At 62.8% G+C, this 23,947-nt stretch carries 24 protein-coding genes and 1 riboswitch; of the genes, 16 read left to right on the top strand and 8 right to left on the bottom strand.

Annotation, left to right across the window (positions count from 1 at the left end):
* Entirely contained in the window at positions 1-1,041 is a 1,041-nt protein-coding gene (locus B5G16_RS03630) for a YncE family protein (protein ID WP_087261424.1), read from the bottom strand.
* Positions 1,042-1,140: 99 nt separating this feature from the next.
* Positions 1,141-1,343: riboswitch (cobalamin riboswitch) on the bottom strand.
* A 65-nt stretch (positions 1,344-1,408) separates the two neighbouring features.
* Between B5G16_RS03630 and B5G16_RS03625 the strand changes: the two genes are divergently transcribed.
* The 3 genes from B5G16_RS03625 to B5G16_RS12765 are packed head-to-tail and all read left to right on the top strand — an operon-like array spanning position 1,409 to position 5,487.
* On the top strand, positions 1,409-1,852 hold the full coding sequence (locus B5G16_RS03625) for a GNAT family N-acetyltransferase (RefSeq protein ID WP_087261211.1): 444 nt from the start codon (positions 1,409-1,411) through the stop codon (positions 1,850-1,852).
* Positions 1,849-4,542 carry an AsmA family protein gene (locus tag B5G16_RS03620; protein WP_087261209.1) on the top strand — a complete coding sequence of 898 codons (2,694 nt, stop codon included), beginning with the start codon at positions 1,849-1,851 and terminating at the stop codon, positions 4,540-4,542. The genes B5G16_RS03625 and B5G16_RS03620 overlap by 4 nt, the downstream gene beginning before the upstream one ends.
* A 3-nt stretch (positions 4,543-4,545) precedes the next feature.
* A complete protein-coding gene (locus B5G16_RS12765; protein ID WP_204227996.1) occupies positions 4,546-5,487 on the top strand; it encodes a lysine exporter LysO family protein in 942 nt (313 codons plus the stop codon).
* A gap of 42 nt (positions 5,488-5,529) precedes the next feature.
* Here the strand turns inward: B5G16_RS12765 and B5G16_RS03610 are convergent, their stop codons facing one another.
* From B5G16_RS03610 to B5G16_RS03600, 3 genes are read right to left on the bottom strand one after another with little or no spacing between them, the layout of a single operon-like run.
* The gene (locus B5G16_RS03610) at positions 5,530-5,814 is read right to left on the bottom strand and encodes a winged helix-turn-helix domain-containing protein (protein ID WP_087261206.1); all 285 of its coding nucleotides are present in this window, start codon (positions 5,812-5,814) and stop codon (positions 5,530-5,532) included.
* Complete coding sequence (locus B5G16_RS03605) at positions 5,799-6,458, bottom strand: hypothetical protein (RefSeq protein WP_087261203.1); 660 nt, start codon at positions 6,456-6,458, stop codon at positions 5,799-5,801. Before B5G16_RS03605 ends, B5G16_RS03610 begins: the two co-directional genes overlap by 16 nt.
* A 51-nt stretch (positions 6,459-6,509) precedes the next feature.
* Positions 6,510-6,788: a 2TM domain-containing protein gene (locus tag B5G16_RS03600; protein WP_239405944.1), complete on the bottom strand. Its 279-nt coding sequence runs from the start codon at positions 6,786-6,788 to the stop codon at positions 6,510-6,512.
* 510 nt (positions 6,789-7,298) lie between these two features.
* On the opposite strand from B5G16_RS03600, the gene B5G16_RS03595 reads away from it, so the two are divergent.
* Complete coding sequence (locus B5G16_RS03595) at positions 7,299-7,790, top strand: hypothetical protein (protein ID WP_143260818.1); 492 nt, start codon at positions 7,299-7,301, stop codon at positions 7,788-7,790.
* Between the two features lie 137 nt (positions 7,791-7,927).
* On the opposite strand, the gene B5G16_RS03590 is transcribed toward B5G16_RS03595, so the two are convergent.
* A complete protein-coding gene (locus tag B5G16_RS03590) occupies positions 7,928-8,233 on the bottom strand; it encodes a GNAT family N-acetyltransferase (RefSeq protein ID WP_087261198.1) in 306 nt (101 codons plus the stop codon).
* Positions 8,234-8,302: 69 nt separating this feature from the next.
* Here B5G16_RS03590 and mutY point away from each other — a divergent pair, with 69 nt between their 5' ends.
* Complete coding sequence (gene mutY / locus B5G16_RS03585; protein WP_087261195.1) at positions 8,303-9,355, top strand: A/G-specific adenine glycosylase; 1,053 nt, start codon at positions 8,303-8,305, stop codon at positions 9,353-9,355.
* Here the strand turns inward: mutY and B5G16_RS03580 are convergent.
* Together B5G16_RS03580 and zupT are read right to left on the bottom strand one after the other, a co-directional pair.
* Positions 9,345-10,316 carry a calcium/sodium antiporter gene (locus B5G16_RS03580; RefSeq protein ID WP_087261192.1) on the bottom strand — a complete coding sequence of 324 codons (972 nt, stop codon included), beginning with the start codon at positions 10,314-10,316 and terminating at the stop codon, positions 9,345-9,347. The genes mutY and B5G16_RS03580 overlap by 11 nt on opposite strands.
* Positions 10,317-10,340: 24 nt before the next feature.
* Positions 10,341-11,144 carry a zinc transporter ZupT gene (zupT, locus tag B5G16_RS03575; RefSeq protein WP_087261190.1) on the bottom strand — a complete coding sequence of 268 codons (804 nt, stop codon included), beginning with the start codon at positions 11,142-11,144 and terminating at the stop codon, positions 10,341-10,343.
* Positions 11,145-11,688: 544 nt separating this feature from the next.
* On the opposite strand from zupT, the gene B5G16_RS03570 reads away from it, so the two are divergent.
* The 9 genes from B5G16_RS03570 to pyrB are packed head-to-tail and all read left to right on the top strand — an operon-like array spanning position 11,689 to position 21,732.
* On the top strand, positions 11,689-12,966 hold the full coding sequence (locus tag B5G16_RS03570) for a dihydroorotase (RefSeq protein WP_087261186.1): 1,278 nt from the start codon (positions 11,689-11,691) through the stop codon (positions 12,964-12,966).
* A gap of 14 nt (positions 12,967-12,980) precedes the next feature.
* Positions 12,981-14,072: a glutamine-hydrolyzing carbamoyl-phosphate synthase small subunit gene (carA, locus tag B5G16_RS03565; protein ID WP_087261183.1), complete on the top strand. Its 1,092-nt coding sequence runs from the start codon at positions 12,981-12,983 to the stop codon at positions 14,070-14,072.
* Positions 14,065-17,247, top strand: coding sequence for a carbamoyl-phosphate synthase large subunit (gene carB / locus B5G16_RS03560; RefSeq protein ID WP_087261180.1), 3,183 nt, complete (start codon positions 14,065-14,067; stop codon positions 17,245-17,247). The genes carA and carB overlap by 8 nt, the downstream gene beginning before the upstream one ends.
* A gap of 14 nt (positions 17,248-17,261) precedes the next feature.
* Positions 17,262-18,002, top strand: coding sequence for a dihydroorotate dehydrogenase electron transfer subunit (locus tag B5G16_RS03555; protein WP_087261176.1), 741 nt, complete (start codon positions 17,262-17,264; stop codon positions 18,000-18,002).
* Complete coding sequence (locus B5G16_RS03550) at positions 17,996-18,943, top strand: dihydroorotate dehydrogenase (protein ID WP_087261172.1); 948 nt, start codon at positions 17,996-17,998, stop codon at positions 18,941-18,943. Before B5G16_RS03555 ends, B5G16_RS03550 begins: the two co-directional genes overlap by 7 nt.
* A gap of 11 nt (positions 18,944-18,954) precedes the next feature.
* Positions 18,955-19,659, top strand: coding sequence for an orotidine-5'-phosphate decarboxylase (gene pyrF / locus B5G16_RS03545; RefSeq protein ID WP_087261169.1), 705 nt, complete (start codon positions 18,955-18,957; stop codon positions 19,657-19,659).
* A 53-nt stretch (positions 19,660-19,712) separates the two neighbouring features.
* Positions 19,713-19,973 (top strand): glutaredoxin domain-containing protein, encoded by a 261-nt coding sequence (locus B5G16_RS03540; protein ID WP_087261417.1) that lies wholly within the window; start codon positions 19,713-19,715, stop codon positions 19,971-19,973.
* A 27-nt stretch (positions 19,974-20,000) separates the two neighbouring features.
* Positions 20,001-20,633 carry an orotate phosphoribosyltransferase gene (pyrE, locus tag B5G16_RS03535; RefSeq protein WP_087261167.1) on the top strand — a complete coding sequence of 211 codons (633 nt, stop codon included), beginning with the start codon at positions 20,001-20,003 and terminating at the stop codon, positions 20,631-20,633.
* 13 nt (positions 20,634-20,646) lie between these two features.
* Positions 20,647-21,732: an aspartate carbamoyltransferase gene (pyrB, locus tag B5G16_RS03530; RefSeq protein ID WP_087261165.1), complete on the top strand. Its 1,086-nt coding sequence runs from the start codon at positions 20,647-20,649 to the stop codon at positions 21,730-21,732.
* A gap of 151 nt (positions 21,733-21,883) precedes the next feature.
* Here pyrB and B5G16_RS12515 read toward each other — a convergent pair whose 3' ends face one another.
* Entirely contained in the window at positions 21,884-22,135 is a 252-nt protein-coding gene (locus tag B5G16_RS12515; protein ID WP_143260817.1) for a hypothetical protein, read from the bottom strand.
* On the opposite strand from B5G16_RS12515, the gene purE reads away from it, so the two are divergent.
* Together purE and purK are read left to right on the top strand one after the other, a co-directional pair.
* On the top strand, positions 22,116-22,586 hold the full coding sequence (gene purE / locus B5G16_RS03525; RefSeq protein ID WP_087261163.1) for a 5-(carboxyamino)imidazole ribonucleotide mutase: 471 nt from the start codon (positions 22,116-22,118) through the stop codon (positions 22,584-22,586). The genes B5G16_RS12515 and purE overlap by 20 nt on opposite strands.
* A 71-nt stretch (positions 22,587-22,657) precedes the next feature.
* Positions 22,658-23,749, top strand: a complete 1,092-nt coding sequence (gene purK, locus B5G16_RS03520) for a 5-(carboxyamino)imidazole ribonucleotide synthase (RefSeq protein ID WP_087261160.1) — start codon at positions 22,658-22,660, stop codon at positions 23,747-23,749.
* Positions 23,750-23,947: the final 198 nt, after the last annotated feature.

The raw sequence follows: 23,947 nt of genomic DNA, 5'->3' as shown, positions 1-23,947 counted from the left end.
TTATTGTCGTTTGAAACAGAAGGAGCCGGGGATGATCCCGACGCGGAGCGTGTCGAGCGGTTCGCCGTCGGGTGAGAAGCGGTAGACGGCGGCGTGCTGGACGTAGTCGATGGCGTCGGCGACGTAGACCTCCGCCGTGTCGGGGTCTACGCCCAGTCCGTAATAGAGAGTCCCGGCATAGGGCAGGAAGGGCTCCGCGGGGAGCGACTCGGCATCGGCCGGCATGCGCCAGACGTCGCGGGCGATGAAATAGATGCGGTTGTTGCGTGCGTCGAAGGTGAGCCGCGAGGGCGGCGTGTCGGGCGGGAGCTCGAATTTCTTCTCGATTTCGAGTGTCGCGGGGTTGATTCTCCATAGCGCGGGGGCTTCGCCGTCGCGGCCGTCGGTTGCGGCCCAGAGCTTGCCGTTGGCGTCGAGCGCCAGCGAGTTGGGCTGCCAGCCCACGGTGATCGACCCCGCGAGGCTCTCGGTCCGGGTGTCGATGACGAGGATCTTGTCGTCGTAGGACCAGCAGTTGACGAAGACGCGGTCGCCGGTCTGCACCATCTGCTCGGTGGATTTGTGCCCGTCGGTGTCGATGCGTGCGCGGATTCGGTTGGTGCGGGTGTCGACGACGGAGATGCGCGGGTCGTAGAGGTCGGTGACGTAGGCGGTTTTCTCGTCGACGAAGTGGATGTAGCGGGGCGATACGACCTCCTCGATGAGTCCCGTGATGCGGAACGTCGCGGGGTCGATGACGTAGATCACCCCCGAGTTGTTGACTACGACGTATCCCTTCCCGTCGTGGAGGACCATCGACTGGGCGACGTCTCCGAGCTTCATGCCGTTGGCGCGGAGGAAGACGTTGTTTTCGACCGCTCCGGTGGCGGGGTCGTAGTAGGAGAGCGAGGCGTTGTCCCACATGAAGTTGCCCTCGCAGGTGATGAAGACGCCGCGTCCGGGAAGGTCGAAACGCTCCTCGGACTGGGGGCCGTACTCCATGCAGGCCCCTGCAACGAGGGCCGGCAGCGCGAGCATGATATTTCGCAGACAGCGTTTCATCGGCGTACCGTGTTTGTGTCCGGCTCCTGCGGGATATTGCGGCGTACGGTGGGCTGAAACGGTTTCGGCACGCATCGGACCCCATTCTCCGCAGGGTTTTCGGGCGGAATCGCGACGGCAGGTCTTCTGACTCGTTACCGTTCCGGCGCCTTCCCGTCCCCTTGTCGGGGGCAGTGGCCAAGAGTGCCGGATCGAGGATCGTAACTCACAGCAGCGGGAACTGTTGCCGATTTGCACGGCATTCCCTTTTAATCCCGGCGCCCGTTCGGGGCGGCTTCGGAACCGTTGCGCGACAAAAGTACGCTTTTTTCCGCGGATCGCCATGACGTTTCGCACAAAAAGGTTATCTTTGTGAAAAATTGACCGGATGGAGGACCTCGTCGTATATCGGGTGACGGCCTTTTCCGAGGCCCTGGCAGAGGCATTTGCACGGCTGCTGCCGCAGTTGTCGCCGCGCCTGGGCGCGCTGTCGGAGGAGCGGCTGCGGAGGCTGCTTGCGGCTCCGGCCGCGGCGCTCTACGTCGCCGAGCGGGCGGGCCGCATCGTGGGGACGCTGACGCTGGCGTGGTACGATGCGCCGTCGGGCCGCAAGGCGTGGATCGAGGATGTGGTGGTCGACGCTGCGGCGCGGGGCTGCGGAGCCGGGGAGGCTCTGGTGCGGGCGGCGCAGCGGCATGCCGCGGAGATCGGTGCGAAACGGGTGATGCTCACCTCGAACCCCTCGCGCACGGCGGCCCGGGCCCTCTACCGGAAGTGCGGATTCAACGAAGCAGAGACTACGGTCTTTGCCTGTAAAACGGATATGGAATGAAAAAGCTCGTGAAGATTCTGACCACGATCGTCGTGGTCATTCTGGCGATCGCACTGATCGTGCCGATGGCCTTTCGGGGCAAGATTGCCGACATCGTGAAAAAGGAGGCCAACGCGATGCTTGCCGCGAAACTGGATTTCGAACGGCTCGACATCAGCCTGCTGCGGCATTTCCCGAACGCTTCGGTCGAATTGAAGGGGCTGACGCTGGTGGGCGTCGATCGCTTCGAGGGCGACACGATCGTTGCGGCGCGCCGGATCTCGGTGGTCGTGAACCTGATGTCGCTCTTCGGCGACAGCGGGTTCGAGGTGACGAAGGTGATCCTTGCGGATCCGGCGCTGCATGCGCACAAGCTCGCCGACGGGGCCGTCAACTGGGACGTGATGAAGCCTTCGGAACCGGAGGAGACTCCCGCGGAGACTCCGGAGGAGACCCCTGCGGCCGAAGAGCCCTCGTCGTTCCGGCTTTCGGTGCGGGATTTCCGGATCTCGGGCGCGGTGATCCGCTATGAGGACGACTCCACGAAGATGCGCTTCTCGACGGATCCGCTGTCGCTGCGCCTGCGGGGCGACCTGTCGGCCGACCGCACGAACCTCGACCTGCGGTTGAAGACCGAACGCACGAATTTCGTGTCGGGCGGGATTCCGCTGTTGAGCGACGCCGAGGCGGAGCTTGTGGCGACGATCGACGCCGACCTGGCGAACCGGCGCTTCACCTTCTCGGACAACACGTTGCGGCTGAATGCCATCCGCGTGGGGCTCGACGGCTGGGTCGAGATGAAGGATGACGTCGTGGCGATGGATGTCAAGGCCGGCTGCGACGAAGTCCAGTTCAAGGATGTGCTGTCGCTCGTTCCGGCCTTCTATACGCGGGAGTTCAAGAATCTGACGGCAGGCGGCGAACTGGCCCTGTCGCTGTGGGCGCGCGGCGAGATGCAGGGCGCGCGGCTCCCGGCCTTCGAGTTGAAGAGCGAGGTGCGCGACGGCAGCTTCCAGTACTCGTCGCTGCCGAAGGCCGTCACGGACATCAACCTGGCGGCGCGGATTGCCAATCCGGGCGACGTGATGGACCGCACGGAGGTCGAACTCTCGAAATTCGGACTGCGGATGGCCGGGAATGCGCTTTCGGCGACCTTCCATGCGACGAATCTGGCCAGCGATCCGACGTTCCGCGCCACGGCCGACGGCAAGGTCGACCTGGGGGCCGTCAAGGAGGTCTACCCCCTGGAGAAGGGCGTCGAACTGGCGGGCATCATCACGGCGGACGTGCAGCTCTCGGGGCGGATGTCCGACATCGAGAAGAGCCGCTACGAGCAGCTCGGCGCCAAGGGTACGTTCGTGGTCGAGGGTCTCGATCTGACGCTCGAAAACCTGCCGCCGGTGCATATCCGCCGGGCTGCGGCGACGATCACCCCGGCGACGATGACCCTCGGGGAGTTCGGTCTGACGGTCGGGCGGAGCGACCTCTCGGCCAACGGCCAGTTGAGCGGTTACCTCGGCTACCTGCTGCGTGAGGAGACCCTTTCGGGACGCCTCTACGTGAAGTCCGACCTGCTGGATCTGAACGAGATCATGAATGCTCTTCCGGGCGATGCGTCGGATACGCCCGATGTGGAGGAGGAGACTCCGGCCGATGCCGGAGCTGCGGCGTCGACGGCGCTCGAAATCCCGCGGAACCTGAACCTTTCGCTCAATACCGAACTGCACAAGGTGCTCTTCGGGAAGATGACCTTCGACCGGATCCGCGGTGAGATGCGCATGGCCGACGGCACGCTGTCGCTCAACGGTCTGTCGCTGGGCGCCTTCGGCGGCAAGGTCTCGGCGTCGGGCAGCTACTCGACGGCTGCCGATCCGGCGCATCCGTCGCTGAAACTCGATGCCGACTTTGCGGACGCCTCGTTCCAGCAGACGTTCGAGCAGTTGGAGATGGTGCAGCAGCTGGTTCCGATCTTCGCCAAGACGGGCGGCAACTACTCGCTGTCGCTGGATTTGCGGACGTCGCTCGACGCGCAGATGTCTCCCGACTTGCAGACGCTCAATGCTTCGGGCGAGATCCGCTCGGAGAACATCGACATCCAGAATATCGCGGCGTTCGATGCGTTGGCCGACGTGCTGGGCAACGACAAGCTGCGCAGAATCGAGGCCCGGGACGTGTCGATCCGCTTCACGATCAAGGATGGCCGGATCACGACGCAGCCTTTCGACCTGAAAATCGGGGATGTGGGTGTCAACCTGTCGGGCTCGACGGGTCTCGACCAGACGATCGACTACCAGGCGAAGGTCTCCATTCCGGGCGGCGGGGTACTCCAAACCGTGGGTGTGAACATCGGCGGGACGTTCACCTCGCCGAAGGTGACGCTCGGCGTGAAGGAGGCGGTCGAGGAGGCCGTCAAGAATGTGGTCGACGAGCAGATCCAGAAACTTACGGGCAGCGAGTCGTTGTCGGAGGAGGTCGCCAAACAGGCCGAGAACCTGCGCACCGAAGCCCGGAATGCGGGAGCGAAGCTCGTCGAGGCGGCACAGACGCAGCGGGACAAACTGGTCGAGGAGGCCTCGAAGAAGGGTGCGCTGGCGAAGCTTGCGGCGCAGAAGGCCGGCGACAAACTGGTCGAGGAGGCCGAGAAACAGGCTGCGAACCTCGAAGCCGAGGCCGAGCGTCAGATCGGGAAACTCACCTCACAAGCGGAATAACCGATGCTGATTATCTTTGCCGTCATTCTGGGCGGTATTTTGACGGGACGCCTGCTGCTTGGCCGGCGTCTCGCTTTTGTCCAGCCGCTGATCACGGGGATCATCTGGACGCTGCTGTTTCTGCTGGGCGTCGAGGTGGGCTCGGATCCGGCGGTGGCGGGCGGTCTGGCGACGCTCGGCGTGACGGCACTGGGGCTTTTCGCCTTTTCCGTTGCGGGGAGCATCCTGACTTCCTGGGGGCTGTGGCTCTGGATCCGCCGCCGGGGCCTCTCCGTCCCGGCCTCCGGACCGGCGGATGACGAAACCCCGCAGGCTGCGTCCTCCCTGTGGCAGACCTTGAAGGGGAGTCTGGTGATCGTCGCCTTCTTCGCTGTGGGATGCCTTGCGGGGCTTTGGACGGAACCCGACATGCAGGGATCGTCCCTTTCGACCTGGGTGCTGTATGCGCTGATGTTCTGCGTGGGCGTGACGCTGGGCAACGACCGCACGCTGGCCGGGCGCGTCCGGCGGCTCGACCGGCGTCTGGCGCTGCTTCCCGTGGCGACGGCCGTAGGGACGCTCGGCGGCGCGGCGCTGGCGGCGCCGTTTTTCGGTGCGGACTCCGCGGTGACCTCGGCGGTCGATTCGCTGGCCGTGGGGGCGGGTTTCGGCTACTATTCGCTGTCGAGCATCTTCATTGCCGATCTGCGGGGCGCCGAACTGGCGACGGTGGCCTTGCTGTGCAACATCCTGCGGGAACTCTTCACGCTGCTGGCGGCACCGCTGGTCGCACGGTGGTTCGGGCCGCTGGCGGCGGTTTCGATCGGCGGAGCGACGACCTTCGACACGACGCTTCCGGTCATTACGCGGGCGGCGGGACGTCCCTACGCCGTGGTGTCGATCTTCCACGGCTGCGTCATGGATTTCAGCGTGCCGTTTCTGGTAACCTTCTTCTGTACGCTCTGACGCCTCCGTGCGCTTGAAACGGCGGGCTCCCGGTCCGGGAGCCTATCGTTTGATGTAGCTTTGCAGCGCCTCGACATACTCCGCGAAGGCGTCGCGTCCGGCGTCGGTGATGCGGCAGAGGGTGCAGGGCATCCGGCCGCGGAAGGTCTTTTCGATGTCGATATAGCCGGCTTTGGCGAGTTTGTCCAGCTGCACGGAGAGATTCCCGGCCGTGGCTCCGGTCTGCTGGCGGAGGAAGACGAAATCGGCGCTCTCGACCCCGATGAGGACCGACATGACGGCCAGCCGCAGTTCCGAGTGCAGCAGGGGATTCAGCTCCTTGAACATGGCTCCTGTTTTTGGTGACGACTCCGGTGGTTGATGATGTGTCCGGGGATGACCATCATCACGACGAAGATGGCCGCAAAGATCAGAATTTCGTTGTTGAGCATGCGGCAGTCGATCTGCTGCGGGTCGGGCAGTTGTTTCAGGTAGAAGTCCCAGAGGGCGATGGCCGTCGTTCCGGCCATGCCGAGAAGTCCGGCTGCGGTGTAGACTTTCGAGCGGACGATCAGCCCGGTTGCGGCGGTTCCGATCGACATCACGAGGGTGATCAGCGCAAAGAGACTCGGGCGGTAGTTCCATCCGTGGAACAGGCAGAGGATGAAGATCGGGACGAGCGCCAGCGAGCAGACGATCCACAGCGAGTTGACGATGCGGTCGATTTCGGTGCGGGGTTCGGAGCTCTTCTTTTCGGGGAAGAGCCGCATGAGGAGGATGCCCAGCACGGGGATGAGGAACCACGAGAGGCTCCACGCCGGATCGGCCCCGGCGATGTTGAGCGAGTAGTTGAGCAGCGAGACGGCCACGGTGGTGTATCCCCAGATGAGGAACGGGCGTCCGGAGTGGCGTTCGAGCCGTTGGCGGGTGTTTCGGATCATGCGCGTGATGAGTTCGATGCTCTCCTGCGCGTCGAGTTTTCGCTCTTCCATGGCAATGTGTTTTAGGGTTTGTATTTTCCGGTTTCGGGGAGGCGGTGTTGTTCACTGATGTTGCGGAGTCTCCTCATCTTCGTGGTCGAAGAGGTAGAAGGCGAACGCGAGGAGGAGTTGCAGTCCCCATCCGCCGATGACCCACAGTACCCACCAGTAGTGGGGCGAGGTGAGCCGGTTCACGACGGCCAGGAAGGCACATGTCACGGCCCAGATGATGACCTGTCGGGCAAATTGGCGGGTGGACCGCCGGCGTTTGGTGTCTGCTTCGGCGGTGTCGGCGGCGCGGATCCCTTTTCGGTCGGCTTTCATGCGGTCGGTGGCTTCCATTTTTTTTCTGCTTTTGGTGTGTCGGGCGATCTCGGTTCCGGACCTCGGATCTGTCTTGTGTTGCAAATATAAACCAGTTTATTTTATAAACCAAATTTTCCGGCGGGAAAATTGCCGGAACAGGGATATTTATTGTTGAATTCCGTGAATTTTTCAAATAGATTGTCTGTCCCCCTTGAAAAGTAAACTACTTTCGCTATTTTTGTGAGACAAACCAACAACACGAGTGCCTATGGGGAAATAGCCTGATTAAAGGGACATATTGAGACATAAAAAGCGTTAACTTGTATTCTTGTTTCTGAAAATCGCCAAATCAAAGAAACTCCCAAGAGTAAAAGTTGATGCTCACGTTGTTTTTCAACGTGGGCTTTTACTTGTTTGGGAGTAGGGTGTTTGGCGATACCTCAGAAACAAATAAGGTTAAAGGTCCGCGTTTTTTATTGTCCGGATCCCGAAAAAACAAGAATTGTAACGGACCGATAATAAATGAAAAACCTTATTGTAAAAAGAATGAAACGTATTGTTTTCAGTGGGGCAATTGCCTTTGTTTCCCTGTTTTTGTTTTCAAGTTGCTCGACGTTGAGCAGAACCAGCGCCTCCGCGCCGTTTGCCTATACGGAAGTGCATCCCAATGAGATCCGGGCCGACCTCGATTTCAACACCTCCGACAAGATTGAGGGCACGGTTCATGTCGGATACCTGCTCGGTGTAAAGGTAAGCGGCGGACGTGAATATGCCGAGGTGTTGAGCACCAACAACAGCAAATCCATTTTTGGGCTGCGGGGCAAGCGCATTCGCTCCATGGCCATGGCCAAAGCATTGAAAGGATCGGACTATGATATGATTATCAATCCGCAGTATGAAACCAAGCGCAACCGGATTCTGTTCGGCTTGTGGACTCGTTATACCGTAACGGTGAAGGGTTACGGCGCGAAGGTCAGCAGACTCTATCAAACCGACGAACCGTCCGACAGGCAGGATATCCCCTTGACGAGAGACTGATCCCGGACTTTGAACTGCGAAAATCCGATAACTTGAAATACAGTTATCGGACTTTTTGTTTCAGGATGGTTCGTTGCAATAGCAGCCTCTGTACGCCCCCCCCCTTGGTGGGTGCGGATGCGGCTTCCGACCCTTCGCTACGCTTCGATCCGATATCCTTCTGCCAGCAGTGACTCCCACTCGGGGTGGCGCTGGATGTAGCGGACGATGAACGAACACTCCGGAATAATCCGTACGTCCCGTTCGCGGAGGGCTTCGAGCGTCGATTCGACCAGCTCGCGGCCGATTCCCTGTCCCTCGAACGCGGACGGCACGATCGTGTGGGTCAGCCGATAAATACCCTCCCCGGCGGGTTCGTATTCGACGTAGGCAATCCCTCCGTTGAGGTGGAACTCATAGCGGTTCCGTGCCGCATGGTGGATGAGTTGAAACCGTTTTTCCATCTTTTTTTGTTTTTGAATCGCTGCGGAACGTATCAAATTCGATTCCGAAGCCGTATTTTTGTCACCTGTATGACGCGCATATCCGATATTCTGATCGAGTGGTACGCGCGCGAAGGGCGCGATCTGCCGTGGCGCCGCACGCGCGATCCCTACCGCATCTGGCTCTCGGAGGTAATCCTCCAACAGACCCGCGTGGCGCAGGGACTGGCCTACTACGAACGTTTCATGAGTCGTTACCCCGATGTCGCCTCGCTGGCTGCGGCCTCTGAGGACGAGGTGCTGAAACTCTGGCAGGGGCTCGGCTATTACAGCCGTGCCCGGAACCTGCTTGCCGCGGCCCGCGAGGTCGTTGCCCGCTTCGGCGGGGCGTTTCCCCGCACGCTGGACGACGTGCGTTCGCTGCGCGGCGTGGGCGACTATACCGCGGCTGCGATCTGCTCGATCGCCTACGACACGCCGTGCGCCGTCGTCGACGGCAACGTCTACCGGGTCCTGTCGCGTCTTTTCGACCTCGACCTGCCGATCGACTCCACACCCGGACGGCGCGCCTTTGCCGAACTGGCCCTCCGGGAGTTGGATCCCGCCCGTCCGGGGCTCCATAATCAGGCGATCATGGACTTCGGGGCGATCCAATGTACGCCCGTTTCGCCCCGTTGCGAGGCATGCCCGCTTTCGGAGCGCTGCCTGGCCCTGGCGTCCGGCACGGTCGCCGAGCGCCCGGTCAAACAGGGCCGGACCCGCGTACGCGACCGCTGGTTCCATTACCTGCACATCACCTCCGGCGACCGGACGCTGCTCCGCCGCCGCGAAGGAGGCGACATCTGGCAGGGGCTCTACGAATTCCCGCTGGTGGAGACCGCCTCGGCGGCCGATTTTGCGGAGGTAGCCGGAGCTCCGCTCGTTGCCGAACTGCTGGGCGATGCCCCGTGGCACCTGCTGCGGAGCACGCCGCTTCCCGTCCACCGACTCTCGCACCAGTGTCTCCACGCCTGCGTCTATCGGATCGACACTCCGACGCTGACCCCGGCCGCCGCCGCAATCGCCGTCCGGAGCTCGGAGCTCGGCGACTACGCCGTGCCGCGGCTGCTCGAACGCTATCTCATGTCGGGCCCTATCGGATGAGGTATCCGATATAGGCGGCATAGATCGCCAGGAACAACACTCCCTCCCAGCGGTCGACGGCCCGGCGCCGGAAGGTGAAGGCCGTCAGGAAGAGCAGCACCGAACTCAACAGCACGACCAGCAGATCGACCGCCGTGATTCCGCCCATGGTCAGCGGATGGATCGTGGCGCTCATGCCGAGGATCAGCAGGATGTTGGCGATGTTCGACCCGATGACGTTCCCGAGGGCCATGTCGCTCTTGCCTTTGAGCAGCGAGACGAGCGACGAGGCCAGTTCGGGAAGCGATGTCCCTCCGGCCACGAGCGTGATGGCGATCACCGATTCGCTGATTCCCATCCTCCGGGCGAGGGCCGTGGCGTTGTCGAGGAACAGCTCGCCGCCGAAGATCAGTCCGGCGAGTCCGCCGACGATCATCACGGCCATCAACCATCCGGCCATCGGTTTGCGGGCGGCTTCGGCGCTGTCGCCGGAGACTGCGGCGGGTTCCGGCGCCGTGCGCCCCGCCGAGCGGATGGCGTAGATCATCAGCAGGATGTAGAGCGCCAGCATCACGATGCGGTCGAGGCGTCCGATGCGGTCGGGGGCGCCCGTGCAGAACCAGCTGTCGGTGGCGAGCAGCAGCAGGAGGAGCGACGCGGCGGCACCGAACGGAATGTCGCGGCGGATGTTCCCGGCCGTGAGGGGCAGCGGCCGTATCAGGGCGCAGATGCCGAGGATCAGAAAGACGTTGAAGATGTTCGAACCGACGACGTTTCCGATGGCCACGTCGCTCTTCCCGGCCAGTGCCGAGAGGAGGGAGACGACCAGTTCGGGCGTGGAGGTCCCGACGGCGACGATCGTCAGCCCGATGATGAATTCCGGGACGCGGAAGCGCTGGGCCAGGGCCGCGGACCCGTCGGTGAGGAAGTTTGCGCCGGCGAGGATCAGCGCCAGGCCGGTCAGGAGAAGGAGTATGTCCATTTTCAAAGGGGGCGTTTTGCGGGTTTATCCGAGCAGGAGCAGGCTGACGGCCATCAGGGCCATGCCGGCCACTACGCCGTAGATCGAGGTGTGGGCCTCGCCGTACTCGCGGGCGGCGGGGAGGAGCTCGTCGATGGAGATGAAGACCATGATTCCGGCCACGCCGGCGAGGATGCATCCCATGAGCGTCGCGGACATGAAGGGCATCAGCACGAGGTAGGCCAGCAGGGCGCCGACGGGTTCGGCCAGTCCCGAGAGGAGCGAGAGCCGGAAGGCTTTGGCGCGGTTGCCCGTGGCGTAGTAGATCGGGATCGAGACGGCGATGCCTTCGGGGATGTTGTGGATGGCGATGGCCACGGCGATGGCGACACCGAGCGTCATGTTGTCGACGGCCGAGGTGAAGGTGGCGATGCCTTCGGGGAAGTTGTGGATGCCGATGGCCAGGGCCGTGAGGACGCCCATGCGCATCAGGCGCGGATTGCGGGGCCGGCGGTCCATCTCCTCGACGAGGTGGGCTTCGTGGGGGTTCTCGAACGAGGGGACCAGACGGTCGATGACGCCGATCAGGAGGATTCCGGCGAAGAAGCTCAACGCGGTGACCGAACCGCCGAGGCGGGGTCCCCATTCGGCCGTGAGGGCGAGGTTGGCCTGCTGGAAGAGCTCGACGAACGAGACGTAGATCATCACGCCGCCCGAGAGTCCGAGCGAGAAGGAGAGCAGGCGTTTGTTGGTGCGTTTGGCGAGGAAGGCGATGGCGCTTCCGATTCCGGTGGCGAGACCGGCGCCGAGCGTCAGCAGCAGGGGTGCGAGGATGTCGTATTTTTCCATGCGGATCGGTATCGGGATTGTCTGCGGGCAAAGATAGTGTACAAAACGGAAGTTCCAAACCGCAAGGAGTCGGTATTTTTGTCCGGGAAGCGGATTTCGGCGGCGGAATGACGGCTGTCGGGTCCGGCGGCGGTCCTTGCGGGACGGTCGGGCGTTTCAGGGAGGCCCTCCCGGGAGGGGCGAATCCGGTGACGGCCCTCGCGGGGAGGGGTTCGGCAGGCGGGTTTGGAGACGGTTTTCAGGACGGTGTCCGGTCGGGCTCTCCGGTGGCGGGCGGCCCGGGCATGGGATTCGCGGCGGAGCGTTGACGGAATGTTGAAAAAAAATCGGAAAAAGTGTTGCAGGGGTGGTGAAAAACCCCTAACTTTGCAAACAATAATAGAGAGTTCCCGAGTCCTATGTATGGTAACCCCCACATCCCGATGGCGCAGAAGTTCTGGCAACAGGATTATTGGTCGGGTTTCCAGTCTCCGAAGGACGCGGGCATTGTTGTTTTATTAGGGTAACTATTTCAGTTGCCCTATTTTTTTATGTTTCGGAGCCGATGAAGACGTTTTACGAGAACGCCGAGATTTATCGAGGAGGTCGTTTCGAGAGGGGGCGGCTGGTCGTGGAGGCGGACCGGGTGGTTGCGGATGCGGCGCCGGGGCCGGACGACCGGATCGTCGATCTCGGGGGGCTGTACCTTGTTCCGGGGCTGGTGGACGTGCATGTCCACCTGCGCGAGCCGGGCTTCCCGCAGAAGGAGACCATCGCCACGGGTACGGCCGCGGCGGCCCGCGGCGGCTATACGACGGTCTGCTCGATGCCCAACCTGAACCCGGCGCCCGATACGCCGGAACACCTCGAACAGCAGCTGGCGATCATCCGCCGCGACGCTGCGGTGCGGGTCATCCCCTACGGGACGATCACCGTGGGGCAGCGCGGGTGCGGCGAACTGTCCGACTTTGCGGCGCTGGCTCCGGAGGTCGTGGGGTTCTCGGACGACGGCCGCGGGGTGCAGTCGGCCGAACTCATGGAGGAGGCGATGCGCCGAGCCGCGGCGGTCGGCAAGCCGATCGTGGCGCACTGCGAGGTCGACGAACTTCTTCACGGAGGATATATCCACGACGGCGCCTACTGCCATGCCCACGGTCATAAGGGCATCTCGTCGGAGAGCGAGTGGCGGCAGGTGGAGCGCGACATCGCGCTGGCCGCGAAGACCGGCTGCCGGTACCACGTCTGCCACGTCTCCACGAAGGAGAGCGTCGAACTGGTGCGGCAGGCGAAGGTGCAGGGTCTGCGCGTGAGCTGCGAGACGGCGCCGCACTACCTGCTGCTGTGCGACGAGGATTTGCAGGAGGAGGGACGCTTCAAGATGAACCCGCCGCTGCGGAGCCGCGAAGACCGCGAGGCGCTGCTGGCCGGGGTGCTGGACGGCACGATCGAGGTCGTCGCCACGGACCACGCCCCGCATACGGACGAGGAGAAGTCGCGCGGGCTGGCCGGGAGCGCCATGGGCATCGTGGGGATCGAGACGGCCTTTCCGCTGCTCTACACCGGGCTGGTCCGGCGGGGTCTTCTGCCGCTGGAACGGCTGATCGACCTGATGTCGACGAACCCGCGCCGGATCTTCGGACTTGCGGGAGGCGTCGAACCGGGGCAGGCGGCCGACTTTACGGTGCTGGACCTCGGGACGCGCTGGACGATCGACCCGGCGGCGTTCCTCTCGAAGGGGCATGCCACGCCGTTCGCCGGATGGGAGGTCGAAGGATGCGCGGTGCTGACGGTGGTGGGCGGCCGCGCGGTTTACGATACGCTGACAACGAAATCAATCAGATAAGGACAGACAAGAGGATGAAAGCATTTACGAAAAAAATCGTCCTGGAGGACGGCCGCGAATTCTACGGATACGGATTCGGATCCGATCGCGAGGCCATCAACGAGATCGTCTTCAACACCTCGATGGTGGGGTATCAGGAGATCATGTCCGATCCGTCGTACACGGATCAGATGGTGGTGATGACCTACCCGCTGATCGGCAACTACGGTATGACGGACGACGACTACGAGACGAAGACGCCGACCATCGGCGGGATGATCGTGCGGGAGTACAACGACCTGCCGTCGAACTTCCGCTACACGAAGACGCTGAACGAGGTGTTCGAGGAGTACGACATCCCGGCGATCTGGGGTGTGGACACGCGTGCGCTGACGCGGATCATCCGCGACGAGGGGAGCCAGAAGGTGATCATCACCGATGCCGCGACGCCGCGTGAGGAGGCTCTGGCGCGGATGAAGGCCTATGAGATGCCCCGCGACATGGTTTCGCGCGTGAGCTGCAAGAAGCGCTGGATGTCGCGCGTGGCGAACCACCGGTACGACGTGGTGGCGATCGACTGCGGCATCAAGTACAACATCGTTCGCCTGCTGAACCGCGTGGGTTGCAACGTGATCGTGATGCCCTACAATTCGACCGTGGAGGAGATCCTGGCCTTCCGTCCGGACGGCATCGTGCTGTCGAACGGCCCGGGCAACCCGGCGGACGTCACGCCGGTGATCGAGCTGGTGAAGCAGCTGCGGGGCCGCCTTCCGATCTTCGGGATCTGCATGGGGCACCAGCTCATCTCGCTGGCCTACGGGGCGAAGACCTTCAAGATGAAGTTCGGACACCGGGGCGCGAACCATCCGGTGAAGAACCTGATGACGGGGAAACTGGAAATCACGAGCCAGAATCACAGCTACGCCGTGGATATCGACTCGCTGAAAGGCACGGGGCTGACGTTGACGCACGTGAACCTGCTGGACGGCACGGCCGAAGGGGTGGAGTGCGCCGAGGACCGGGTCTTCTCGATGCAGTACCATCCGGAGAGCGCTTCGGGTCCGCAGGACAGCGCCTATCTGTTCAATAAGTTCACTAAAATCATGGAGGAGCACAAAAATGCCTAAAAGAAAAGATATCAGAAAGGTGATGGTGATCGGGTCGGGCCCGATCGTGATCGGCCAGGCCGCGGAGTTCGACTATGCGGGCACGCAGGCGTGTCTGGCGCTCAAAGAGGAGGGATACGAGGTGATCCTCGCGAACTCGAACCCGGCGACGATCATGACCGACACGCACATTGCGGACAAGGTCTACATGGAGCCGCTGACGCTGGAATACGTGGCGAAGATCATCCGTTACGAGCGCCCGGACGCCATCGTTCCGGGACTGGGCGGACAGACGGGTCTGAATCTGGCGGTCCAGCTGGCCAAGAAGGGCATTCTGCAAGAGTGCCAGGTGGAGATTCTGGGCACGTCGTTCGATTCGATCGAGCGGGCCGAGGACCGCGAACTCTTCAAGGAGCTGTGCGAGTCGCTGGGCGAGCCGGTGCTTCCTTCGGAGATCGCCACGACGGTCGAGGAGGGCGCGGCGGTTGCGGCGCGGATCGGTTATCCGGTGGTGCTGCGACCGGCGTTCACGCTGGGCGGCACGGGCGGCGGCTTCGCCGACGATGAGGCGCAGCTGCGCGAGATGATGCGCAACGGTCTGGCGCTCTCGCCGGTGCACCAGGTGCTCGTCGAGAAGAGCATCAAGGGCTACAAGGAGATCGAGTTCGAGGTGATGCGCGACCACAACGATACGGCGATCAGCATCTGCTGCATGGAGAACATCGACCCGGTGGGCATCCATACGGGCGACTCGATCGTCGTTGCCCCGAGCCAGACGCTGACCAACAAGGAGTTTCAGATGCTGCGCGACTCGGCGTTGAAGATCATCCGGGCATTGAAGATCGAGGGCGGCTGCAACGTGCAGTTCGCGCTGGACCCGCTCTCGTTCAAGTACTACCTGATCGAGGTGAACCCGCGCGTGTCTCGTTCGTCGGCGCTGGCGTCGAAGGCTTCGGGCTACCCGATTGCGCGCGTGAGTGCGAAGATCGCCGTGGGTCTGACCCTCGACGAGATCCGCATCGCCAACACGCCGGCATCGTTCGAGCCGACGCTGGACTACGTGGTGACGAAGGTGGCTCGCTTCCCGTTCGACAAGTTCTCGGACGCCTCGAACAAGCTGGGCACGCAGATGAAGGCCACGGGCGAGGTGATGTCGATCGGCCGCACGATGGAGGAGTCGCTCCTGAAGGCGGTTCGTTCGCTGGAAACGGGCGTCTGCCACATCTACCACAAGAAGTTCGACTCGTGGTCGAACGACGACCTGCTGGACTACATCAAGATCGGCACGGACGACCGTCTTTATGCCATCGCGCAGCTGATCCGCGGAGGTGTGGACCTGGCGCTGATCTACGACAAGACGAAGATCGACCTGTTTTTCCTCGAAAAGTTCAAGAACATCGTGGAGTTCGAGAAGGTGGTCCGCGCGCATCCGATGGACGTCGAGACGCTGCGCGAGGCCAAGCGGATGGGATTCAGCGACCAGTATATCGGCCAGCTGTGGGGACTTTCGCAGCATGAGATGTACCGCCTGCGGGAGAAAAACGGAATTTTCCCGGTCTACAAGATGATCGACACGTGCGCGAGCGAGTTCGCGTCGTACGTTCCCTACTTCTACTCGACCTACGAGCAGGAGAACGAGTCGAAGGTGAGCGACAAGAAGAAGATCATCGTGCTGGGTTCGGGGCCGATCCGCATCGGACAGGGCGTTGAGTTCGACTATTCGACGGTCCACGCGATCTGGTCGATCCGCGAGGCGGGCTACGAGGCGATCATCATCAACAACAACCCGGAGACCGTCTCGACGGACTATACGACGAGCGACAAGCTCTACTTCGAGCCGCTGACGGTCGAGGACGTGATGAACGTCATCCATCTGGAAAAGCCGCAGGCGATCGTGGTGTCGCTGGGCGGACAGACGGCAATCAATCTGGCGGAGCCGCTGGCGGAGCTGGGCGTGCCGATCATCGGTACGGACTGCGAGGCGATCAAGAACGCCGAGGACCGCGGCTGCTTCGAGCGGATCATGGAGGAGCTGGGCATCCCGCAGCCGGAGGCCGAGGCCGTGACGGACATCGAAGCGGGTGTACGGGCCGCGGCGCGGATCGGTTATCCGGTTCTGGTGCGTCCGAGCTACGTGCTGGGCGGACGCGCGATGCAGATCGTCTCGAACGAGGAGCGTCTGCGCCACTACCTGCAAACGGCCGTGGAGGTGAACGTGGACCAGCCGGTGCTGGTCGACCGCTACATCATGGGCAAGGAGCTGGAGGTCGACGCGATCTGCGACGGGAAGGATGTCTTCATCCCGGGCATCATGGAGCATGTCGAGCATACGGGCATCCACTCGGGCGACTCGATCAGCGTCTACCCGACGTTCAGCGTGAGCCCGAAGGCCAAGCAGAAGATCATCGACTATACGGTGCGTCTGGGTCTGCGGATCGGCATCGTGGGTCTCTACAACATCCAGTTCATCGTGGCCGGCGAGGACGACGTCTACGTCATCGAGGTGAACCCGCGTTCGTCGCGCACGGTGCCGTTCCTGTCGAAGTCGACGGGGGTTCCGATGGCGCACATCGCCACGCAGGTGATCCTGGGCAAGAAGCTCCGCGAGCTGGGTTATGCGGAGGTCTACGGGCGTGAGAAGGAGCGCTGGTACGTGAAGGCTCCGGCCTTCTCGTTCGCGAAGATCCGGGGCATGGATTCGTACCTCTCGCCGGAGATGAAGTCGACGGGCGAGGCGATCGGCTACGACGACAAGCTGACGCGCGCGCTGTACAAGGCGTTGCAGGCGACGGGGATGCACGTCTCGAACTACGGGACGATCTTCGTGACGATCGCCGATCAGGACAAGGCGCAGGCGCTTCCGCTGGTGAAGCGTTTCTACGACCTGGGCTTCAACATCGAGGCGACGACCGGCACGGCGGAGTTCCTGCGCGAGCACGGGATCCGCACGCGGACGCGGCGCAAGCTGAACGAAGGAAGCAACGAGATCATCGACGCGCTGCGTCAGGGACATATCAGCTACGTGATCAACACGATCGACATCAACCAGCACAACACGCGCCTGGACGGCTATGAGATCCGCCGCACGGCCGTGGAGAACAACGTGACGGTCTTCACGGCGTTGGAGACGGTGAAGGTGCTGCTCGACGTGCTGGAAGAGATCACGCTGCGTGTCTCGACGATCGACGCGAAATAAGAGACGGCGGAACGATGTACAAGAAGGGAATCTATCGCATCGAGCGGAACGAACGGTTGACGGAGACGGTATGGCGGATGACGCTTGCGGGCGACACGCAGTGGATCACGGCTCCGGGGCAGTTCGTGAACATCGCGCTGACGGGCAAGTACCTGCGGCGCCCGATCTCGGTCTGCGACTGGGATGAGGGTCGGATTACGCTGATCTACAAGGTTGTCGGCGAGGGTACGGAGCAGATGAGCCGCCTGACGCCGGGTGCGGAGCTGGACCTGCTGACGGGTCTGGGGAACGGTTTCTCGACGAAGAACGACGCCCGGCGACCGCTGCTGGTCGGCGGCGGCGTGGGGGTTCCACCGCTCTACGGGCTGGCTCGGCAACTGCTGGCGGCCGGGAAACCGGTCGAAGTGGTGCTGGGCTTCAACACCGCGGCGGAGATCTTCTATGAGGAGGAGTTCCGGGCGCTGGGCTGTAACGTGACGGTGGCCACGGCCGACGGTTCGCGCGGCATCGAGGGCTTCGTGACGACGGCCATCGCCGGGGCGGGTCTGGATTTCGATTACTTCTACGCCTGCGGGCCGCTTCCGATGCTCCATGCGCTTTACAACGCCGTGGAGCAGGACGGACAAATGTCGTTCGAGGAGCGCATGGGGTGCGGTTTCGGCGCCTGCATGGGCTGCACGTGCAAGACGAAGTACGGCAACAAACGCATCTGCCGGGAGGGCCCGGTGTTGCAGAAAGGAGAGATCATATGGTAGAGAAAGTGCGCGAACAGGAGAATGCCGCCCCGGCGGTCGACATGTCGGTGGAGTTGTGCGGCGTGCGGCTGGACAACCCGGTCGTCCCGGCCAGCGGTACGTTCGGCTACGGATACGAGTTCAAGGATTTCTACGACATCAATATCCTGGGGTCGTTCTCGTTCAAGGGGACGACGCGCGAGCCGCGCTTCGGGAACCCGACGCCGCGCATCGCCGAGTGTACGGCGGGGATGATCAACGCCGTGGGATTGCAGAACCCGGGCATCGACGCCGTGATCCGGCACGAGCTGCCGCGGCTGCGTCAGTTCTTCCGCAAACCGGTGATCGCCAACATCTCGGGCTTCTCGGTCGAGGAGTACGCCTACTGCTGCGAACGGATCGACAAGCAGGAGCAGGTCGGGATCATCGAGGTGAACGTCTCGTGCCCGAACGTGCGCCACGGCGGCATGTCGTTCGGCACGAGCCCCGAGGCGGCGGCCGAGGTGACGCGCGCGGTGAAAGCCGTGACGACCAAGCCGGTCTTCATCAAGCTGTCGCCCAACGTCACGGACATCGTCTCGATCGCCCGGGCGTGCGAGGAGGCGGGTGCGGACGGCATCTGCCTGATCAACACGCTGCTGGGCATGCGCATCGACGTGGCACGTCGGCGTCCCGTGATCGCCAATACGATGGGCGGATTTTCGGGTCCGGCGGTCTTTCCGCTGGCGGTGCGGATGGTCTATCAGGTCTCGAAGGCGTGCCGGATCCCGGTCATGGGGTGCGGGGGCGTGCAGTCGGCGCGCGACGTGATCGAGATGATGATGGCCGGGGCCACGGCCGTGCAGGTCGGGGCCGCGAATCTGGTGAACCCCTACGCCTCGAAGGAGATCGTCGAGGCGCTGCCGGGCGAGATGCGGCGGCTGGGCATCGAACGATTGTCGGATATTATCGGAATAGCATAGCATCGAAGAATATGGAACGAGACGTAATCATTGCCTGCGATTTCAAATCCGCAGAGGACACCTTCCGCTTTCTGGATCTCTTCCGGGAGGAGGCGCGCAAACCCTTTTTGAAGATCGGCATGGAGCTCTACTATGCCGAGGGCCCGTCGATCGTGCGGGAGATCAAGCGCCGGGGACACAGGATCTTCCTCGACCTGAAACTCCACGACATTCCCAACACGGTGAAGAAGGCGATGGCGGTGCTGTCGCGCCTGGACGTGGACATGTGCAACGTCCACGCCGCGGGGACGATCGAGATGATGCGTGCGGCGCGCGAGGGCCTCACGCGCGAGGACGGCACGCGGCCGCTGCTGATCGCCGTGACGCAGCTGACCTCGACGAGCGAGGAGCGGATGCAGCGCGAACTGCTGATCGGGGCGTCGATCAACGATACGATCGTCAAGTATGCGCAAAATACGCGCGAAGCCGGGCTGGACGGCGTGGTCTGCTCGCCGCTCGAAGCAGGCATGGTCCACGAGGCGTGCGGACGGGAGTTCCTGACCGTGACGCCGGGCGTGCGGTTTGCCGACGGCGACGTGGCGGACCAGGTGCGCGTGACGACGCCGGCCCGGGCCCGCGAGATCGGTTCGGACTTCATCGTCGTGGGGCGCCCGATCACGGCGGCTGCGGATCCCGTGGCGGCCTACCGCCGCTGCGTGGCGGAGTTCGTGGGATAGCCGCAGGCTGATTTTTTACCGGGCATCGGAACAACCGGAAAATGTACATGGACATGAAACCCGTAAAACTGTTTTACCTGAAAGCGTGCCCCTTCTGCAAGAAGGCGCTGCGTTACATCGAGGAGGCGAAGGCCGCCCATCCGGAATTGGCTCCGATCGAGATTGAGATGATCGAGGAGTCGGAGGAGCCTGTCGTGGCCGACCGGTACGATTACTACTATGTGCCGACGTTCTATGTCGGCGGGGAGAAGGTCCACGAGGGCGGCATCTACCCCGACGAGGTGGAGGCGGTGTTGCGGCAGGCATTGGAATAGAAACCAGAAAATCAGAACATAGCATTCATGGAAAAATCAATTGCCAGGGATTTGCTGTCGATCGGCGCGGTTTTCCTGCGCCCGGAGCAGCCGTTTACGTGGGCCAGCGGTATCAAGAGCCCGATCTATTGCGACAACCGTCTGACGCTGACGGCACCGGAGGTCCGCAAACATGTCGAGGCGGGTCTTGCGGAGATCGTCCGCACGAAGTACCCCGAAGCGGAGGTGCTGATGGGGACCTCGACGGCCGGAATCGCACACGCCGCCATCACGGCGACGATCCTCGACCTGCCGATGGGCTACGTGCGTTCGGGGTCGAAGGACCACGGTCGCGGCAACCAGATCGAGGGGCGTCTGGAAAAGGGCCAGAAGGTCGTCGTGATCGAGGACCTGATCTCGACGGCGGGGTCGTGCATCGAAGTGGTGAACGCTCTGCGCGAGGCGGGCGCCGAGGTGCTGGGCGTGGCTTCGATCTTCACCTACGGGATGAAGAAGGGCCTGGACCGGCTGCGCGAGGCGCACGTCGTGAATTACAGTCTTTCGAACCTCGACGCACTGGTCGAAGTGGCGGCCGAGGAGGGCTATATCCGGGCGGAGGACAAGGAGCGGCTGTTGCAGTTCCGCGACAATCCGTCGGACGAATCGTGGATGAACCGTTAAAAACGAGGATACGATGCGACATTTGATAGACCCGACGGATCTGACGGTGCAGGAGACCGAGCAGATCGTGGCCCTGGCGGAGGACATCATCGCCAACCGGGCGAAATACAGCGAGGCGTGTAAGGGACGGAAGCTGGCGACGCTCTTCTACGAGCCGTCGACGCGCACGCGGTTGAGCTTCACGTCGGCGATGCTCGAACTGGGCGGACAGGTCATCGGCTTTTCGGACGCCAACTCGTCGTCGGTGTCGAAGGGCGAGACGGTGGCCGACACGGTTCGTGTGATCCGCTGCTTTGCGGACATCATCGCCATGCGCCACTTCAAGGAGGGGGCGCCGCTCGTGGCGTCGCAGTACGCGGGGGTCCCGGTGATCAACGCCGGGGACGGGAGCCACTCGCACCCGACGCAGACGCTGACCGACCTGTTGACGATCAAGCGCGAAAAGGGGCGTTTCGACCACATGACGATCGGTTTCTGCGGCGACCTGAAATTCGGCCGCACGGTGCACTCGTTGATCAAGGCGCTGTCGCGCTACGAGGGAATCGAGGTGATCCTGATTTCGCCCGAGGAGCTGCGCCTGCCGGACTACATGTTGCAGGAGATGCAGGCCAATTCGAAACTCACGTTCCGCGAGGTGCGCACGATGGAGGCGGTGATGCCCGAACTGGACATCCTCTACATGACGCGCGTGCAGAAGGAGCGCTTCCTGGACGAGGAGGAGTTCGACCGGGTGAAGAACAGCTTCGTGCTCGATCCCGAGAAGCTGCGCACGGCGAAGGCGGACATGACGATCCTGCACCCGCTGCCGCGCGTGAACGAGATCACGCGGGCGGTGGACAACGACCCGCGCGCGGCCTACTTCCGGCAGGTCGAGAACGGCAAGTTCGTGCGTATGGCGCTGATTCTGACGCTGCTGCGGTGGGCGGACGAGAACCGGCCCTTCGCGCATACGCCGGTTTTCGGCGAGGAGTACCTCGTCAACGAGCTGGTGTGCCCGAACCGGCGCTGCATCTCGGCGACGGAGGATGTGGACCAGCTGTTCCGGCGTTCGGCCGACGGCACGTGCCGCTGCGCCTACTGCGAGGCGAAGGCGCGTTAGGACGACCGGACGACCGGTCCGGATTTGTGCGGGTCCCCGTTCCCGGTTTTTCGGTCCGGATTGTCGATAAATTGTCGATATTAATTCTGCCGGGGAATTTTGAAAGTCGGGCGAAAATCGCTACTTTTGTAACGATGTTTTAACAGTTAGGTTAATCCCGATGATCCTCCTCTGCAATATCGACCAGCGCGAACGGAAGAAACAGCAGGTTCAGGCTGCTGCCTTCTATTCGTCGGCATGTCAGCAGATGCAGTGTGCCCGATCCCTGGGGCAGCAACTGTCCGCCTGCGGGGATCTCGGATAGATACCAGACCGCCATGACACGCGATGTCGTGGCGGTTTGCTTTTGTGATTTTTGAACAATTTGTAATTTCGACAAGACGATGAAAGTAGGCGTTATCATGGGTTCCGTGAGCGATTACGAGGTGATGGCCGATGCCGTTTCGATGCTCGAATCGTTCGGTGTGGATTTCGAAAAACGGGTGGTCAGCGCCCATCGCACGCCGGATCTGCTGTGCGAATATGCCAAGACGGCCAAAGAGCGCGGTATCGGCGTGATCATTGCCGGCGCGGGGGGTGCGGCACACCTTCCGGGCATGGTGGCCTCGATGACGACGCTGCCGGTGGTGGGCGTTCCGGTGAAGTCGCGGGCCCTGAACGGTCTGGACTCGCTGCTCTCGATCGTGCAGATGCCGGCGGGCGTTCCGGTCGCCACGACCGCGATCAACGGAGCCAAAAACGCGGCATTGATCGCCGTGTCGATCCTGGCGTTGCAGGACGCGGCGCTGGCGGCGAAACTCGAAGCCTTCCGGGCCAAACAGACCGCCGACGTCCTGAAAGCCGAACTGAACTGATCCGGGGAGACGCCGGGATGGAGGTGAACAGGGCTCGCGGGGAGATGGGAACAACGAAAAATCCGGAAAAGATGAAGACCATTGGAATTATCGGAGGGGGACAACTGGGACTGATGATCGCCGAGCAGGCCCACGTGCTGGGCGTGCGGGCCGTAGCGCTCGACCCGGCTCCGGATGCCCCGGCCTTCCGGGTGTGCGACGACCATATTGTGGCGGCCTATGACGATGCCGCGGCGCTCGAACGGCTGTGCCGGCAGAGCGACGCCGTGACCTACGAGTTCGAGAACGTGCCGGGCGACATCCTCATCCCTCTGTGCGGGAAATACAACATCCCGCAGGGCTATAAACCCCTCTACGACTCGCAGGACCGCCTGCGCGAGAAGACGAACGCCCGCGACCACGGGTTGCGGACGCCGGGCTTCGCGGCCGTGGACGACGAGGCTTCACTGCGGGCCGCAGTGCGCGAACTGGGCCTCCCGGCGGTGCTGAAAACCCGCACGCTGGGCTACGACGGGCACGGGCAGCTGGTGCTCCGGAGCGAAGCGGACATCGAACGTGCGCTGCCGCTGCTCTCGGTGCCCTGCATCCTGGAGGAGTTCATCCCGTTCGACTCGGAGGCGAGCATCGTGATGGTGGCCGACAAGGAGCATGTGGTGAGCTTCCCCGTGGGTCGGAACATCCACCGCGACGGCATTCTCGACCTGTCGATCGTCCCGGCGGCGGCCGACGCGGAGGTGTTGGCGCGGATGAAGGCGCAGAGCGAGCGCTTCATGCGTTCGTGCGGTTACGAAGGCATCCTCGCCATCGAGTACTTCATCCGGGGCGGGGAGATCTACTTCAACGAGATGGCGCCGCGCCCCCACAACTCGGGTCACTACACGATCGAGGGGTGCACGACGAACCAGTTCCGCGAACTGGTGCGCTACCTCGTCGGCGAACCGTTGCAGGAGCCGCGGCTGGTGGCCCCGACGGTGATGAAGAACATCCTGGGTCAGGACCTCGAAGCGGCGCGGGCTGTGGAACGGGAGGGCCGTCCGGACGTTTATGTCCACATCTACGGCAAGACCGAAAGCCGCCCGAAGCGCAAGATGGGGCACATCACCTTCGTCGGCCTGACGGGTGAGGAGTACGAGCGGCAGTGGGCCGCCCGCTTCGTCCGTTAGAGGGAGCGAGGGGTGCGAATGTCCCCGGGCCGACCGCTTCGCCCGTTAGAGGGGGGGGAGGGGAGCGAGAGAGAGAAGACCGGGCCGCTTTGTCCGAGTAGAGGGCGGAGAGGGGTGTGAATGGCGCAACGGGCCGACCGCTTTGTCCGATAGAGGGGCGGAGGAGTACGAACGGTGGCCGGCCGTCTCGTCCGATAA

The organism is Alistipes sp. An66 (assembly GCF_002161445.1).
Taxonomy (GTDB): domain Bacteria; phylum Bacteroidota; class Bacteroidia; order Bacteroidales; family Rikenellaceae; genus Alistipes; species Alistipes cottocaccae.
This window is presented reverse-complemented; position numbering and strand designations above follow the sequence as displayed.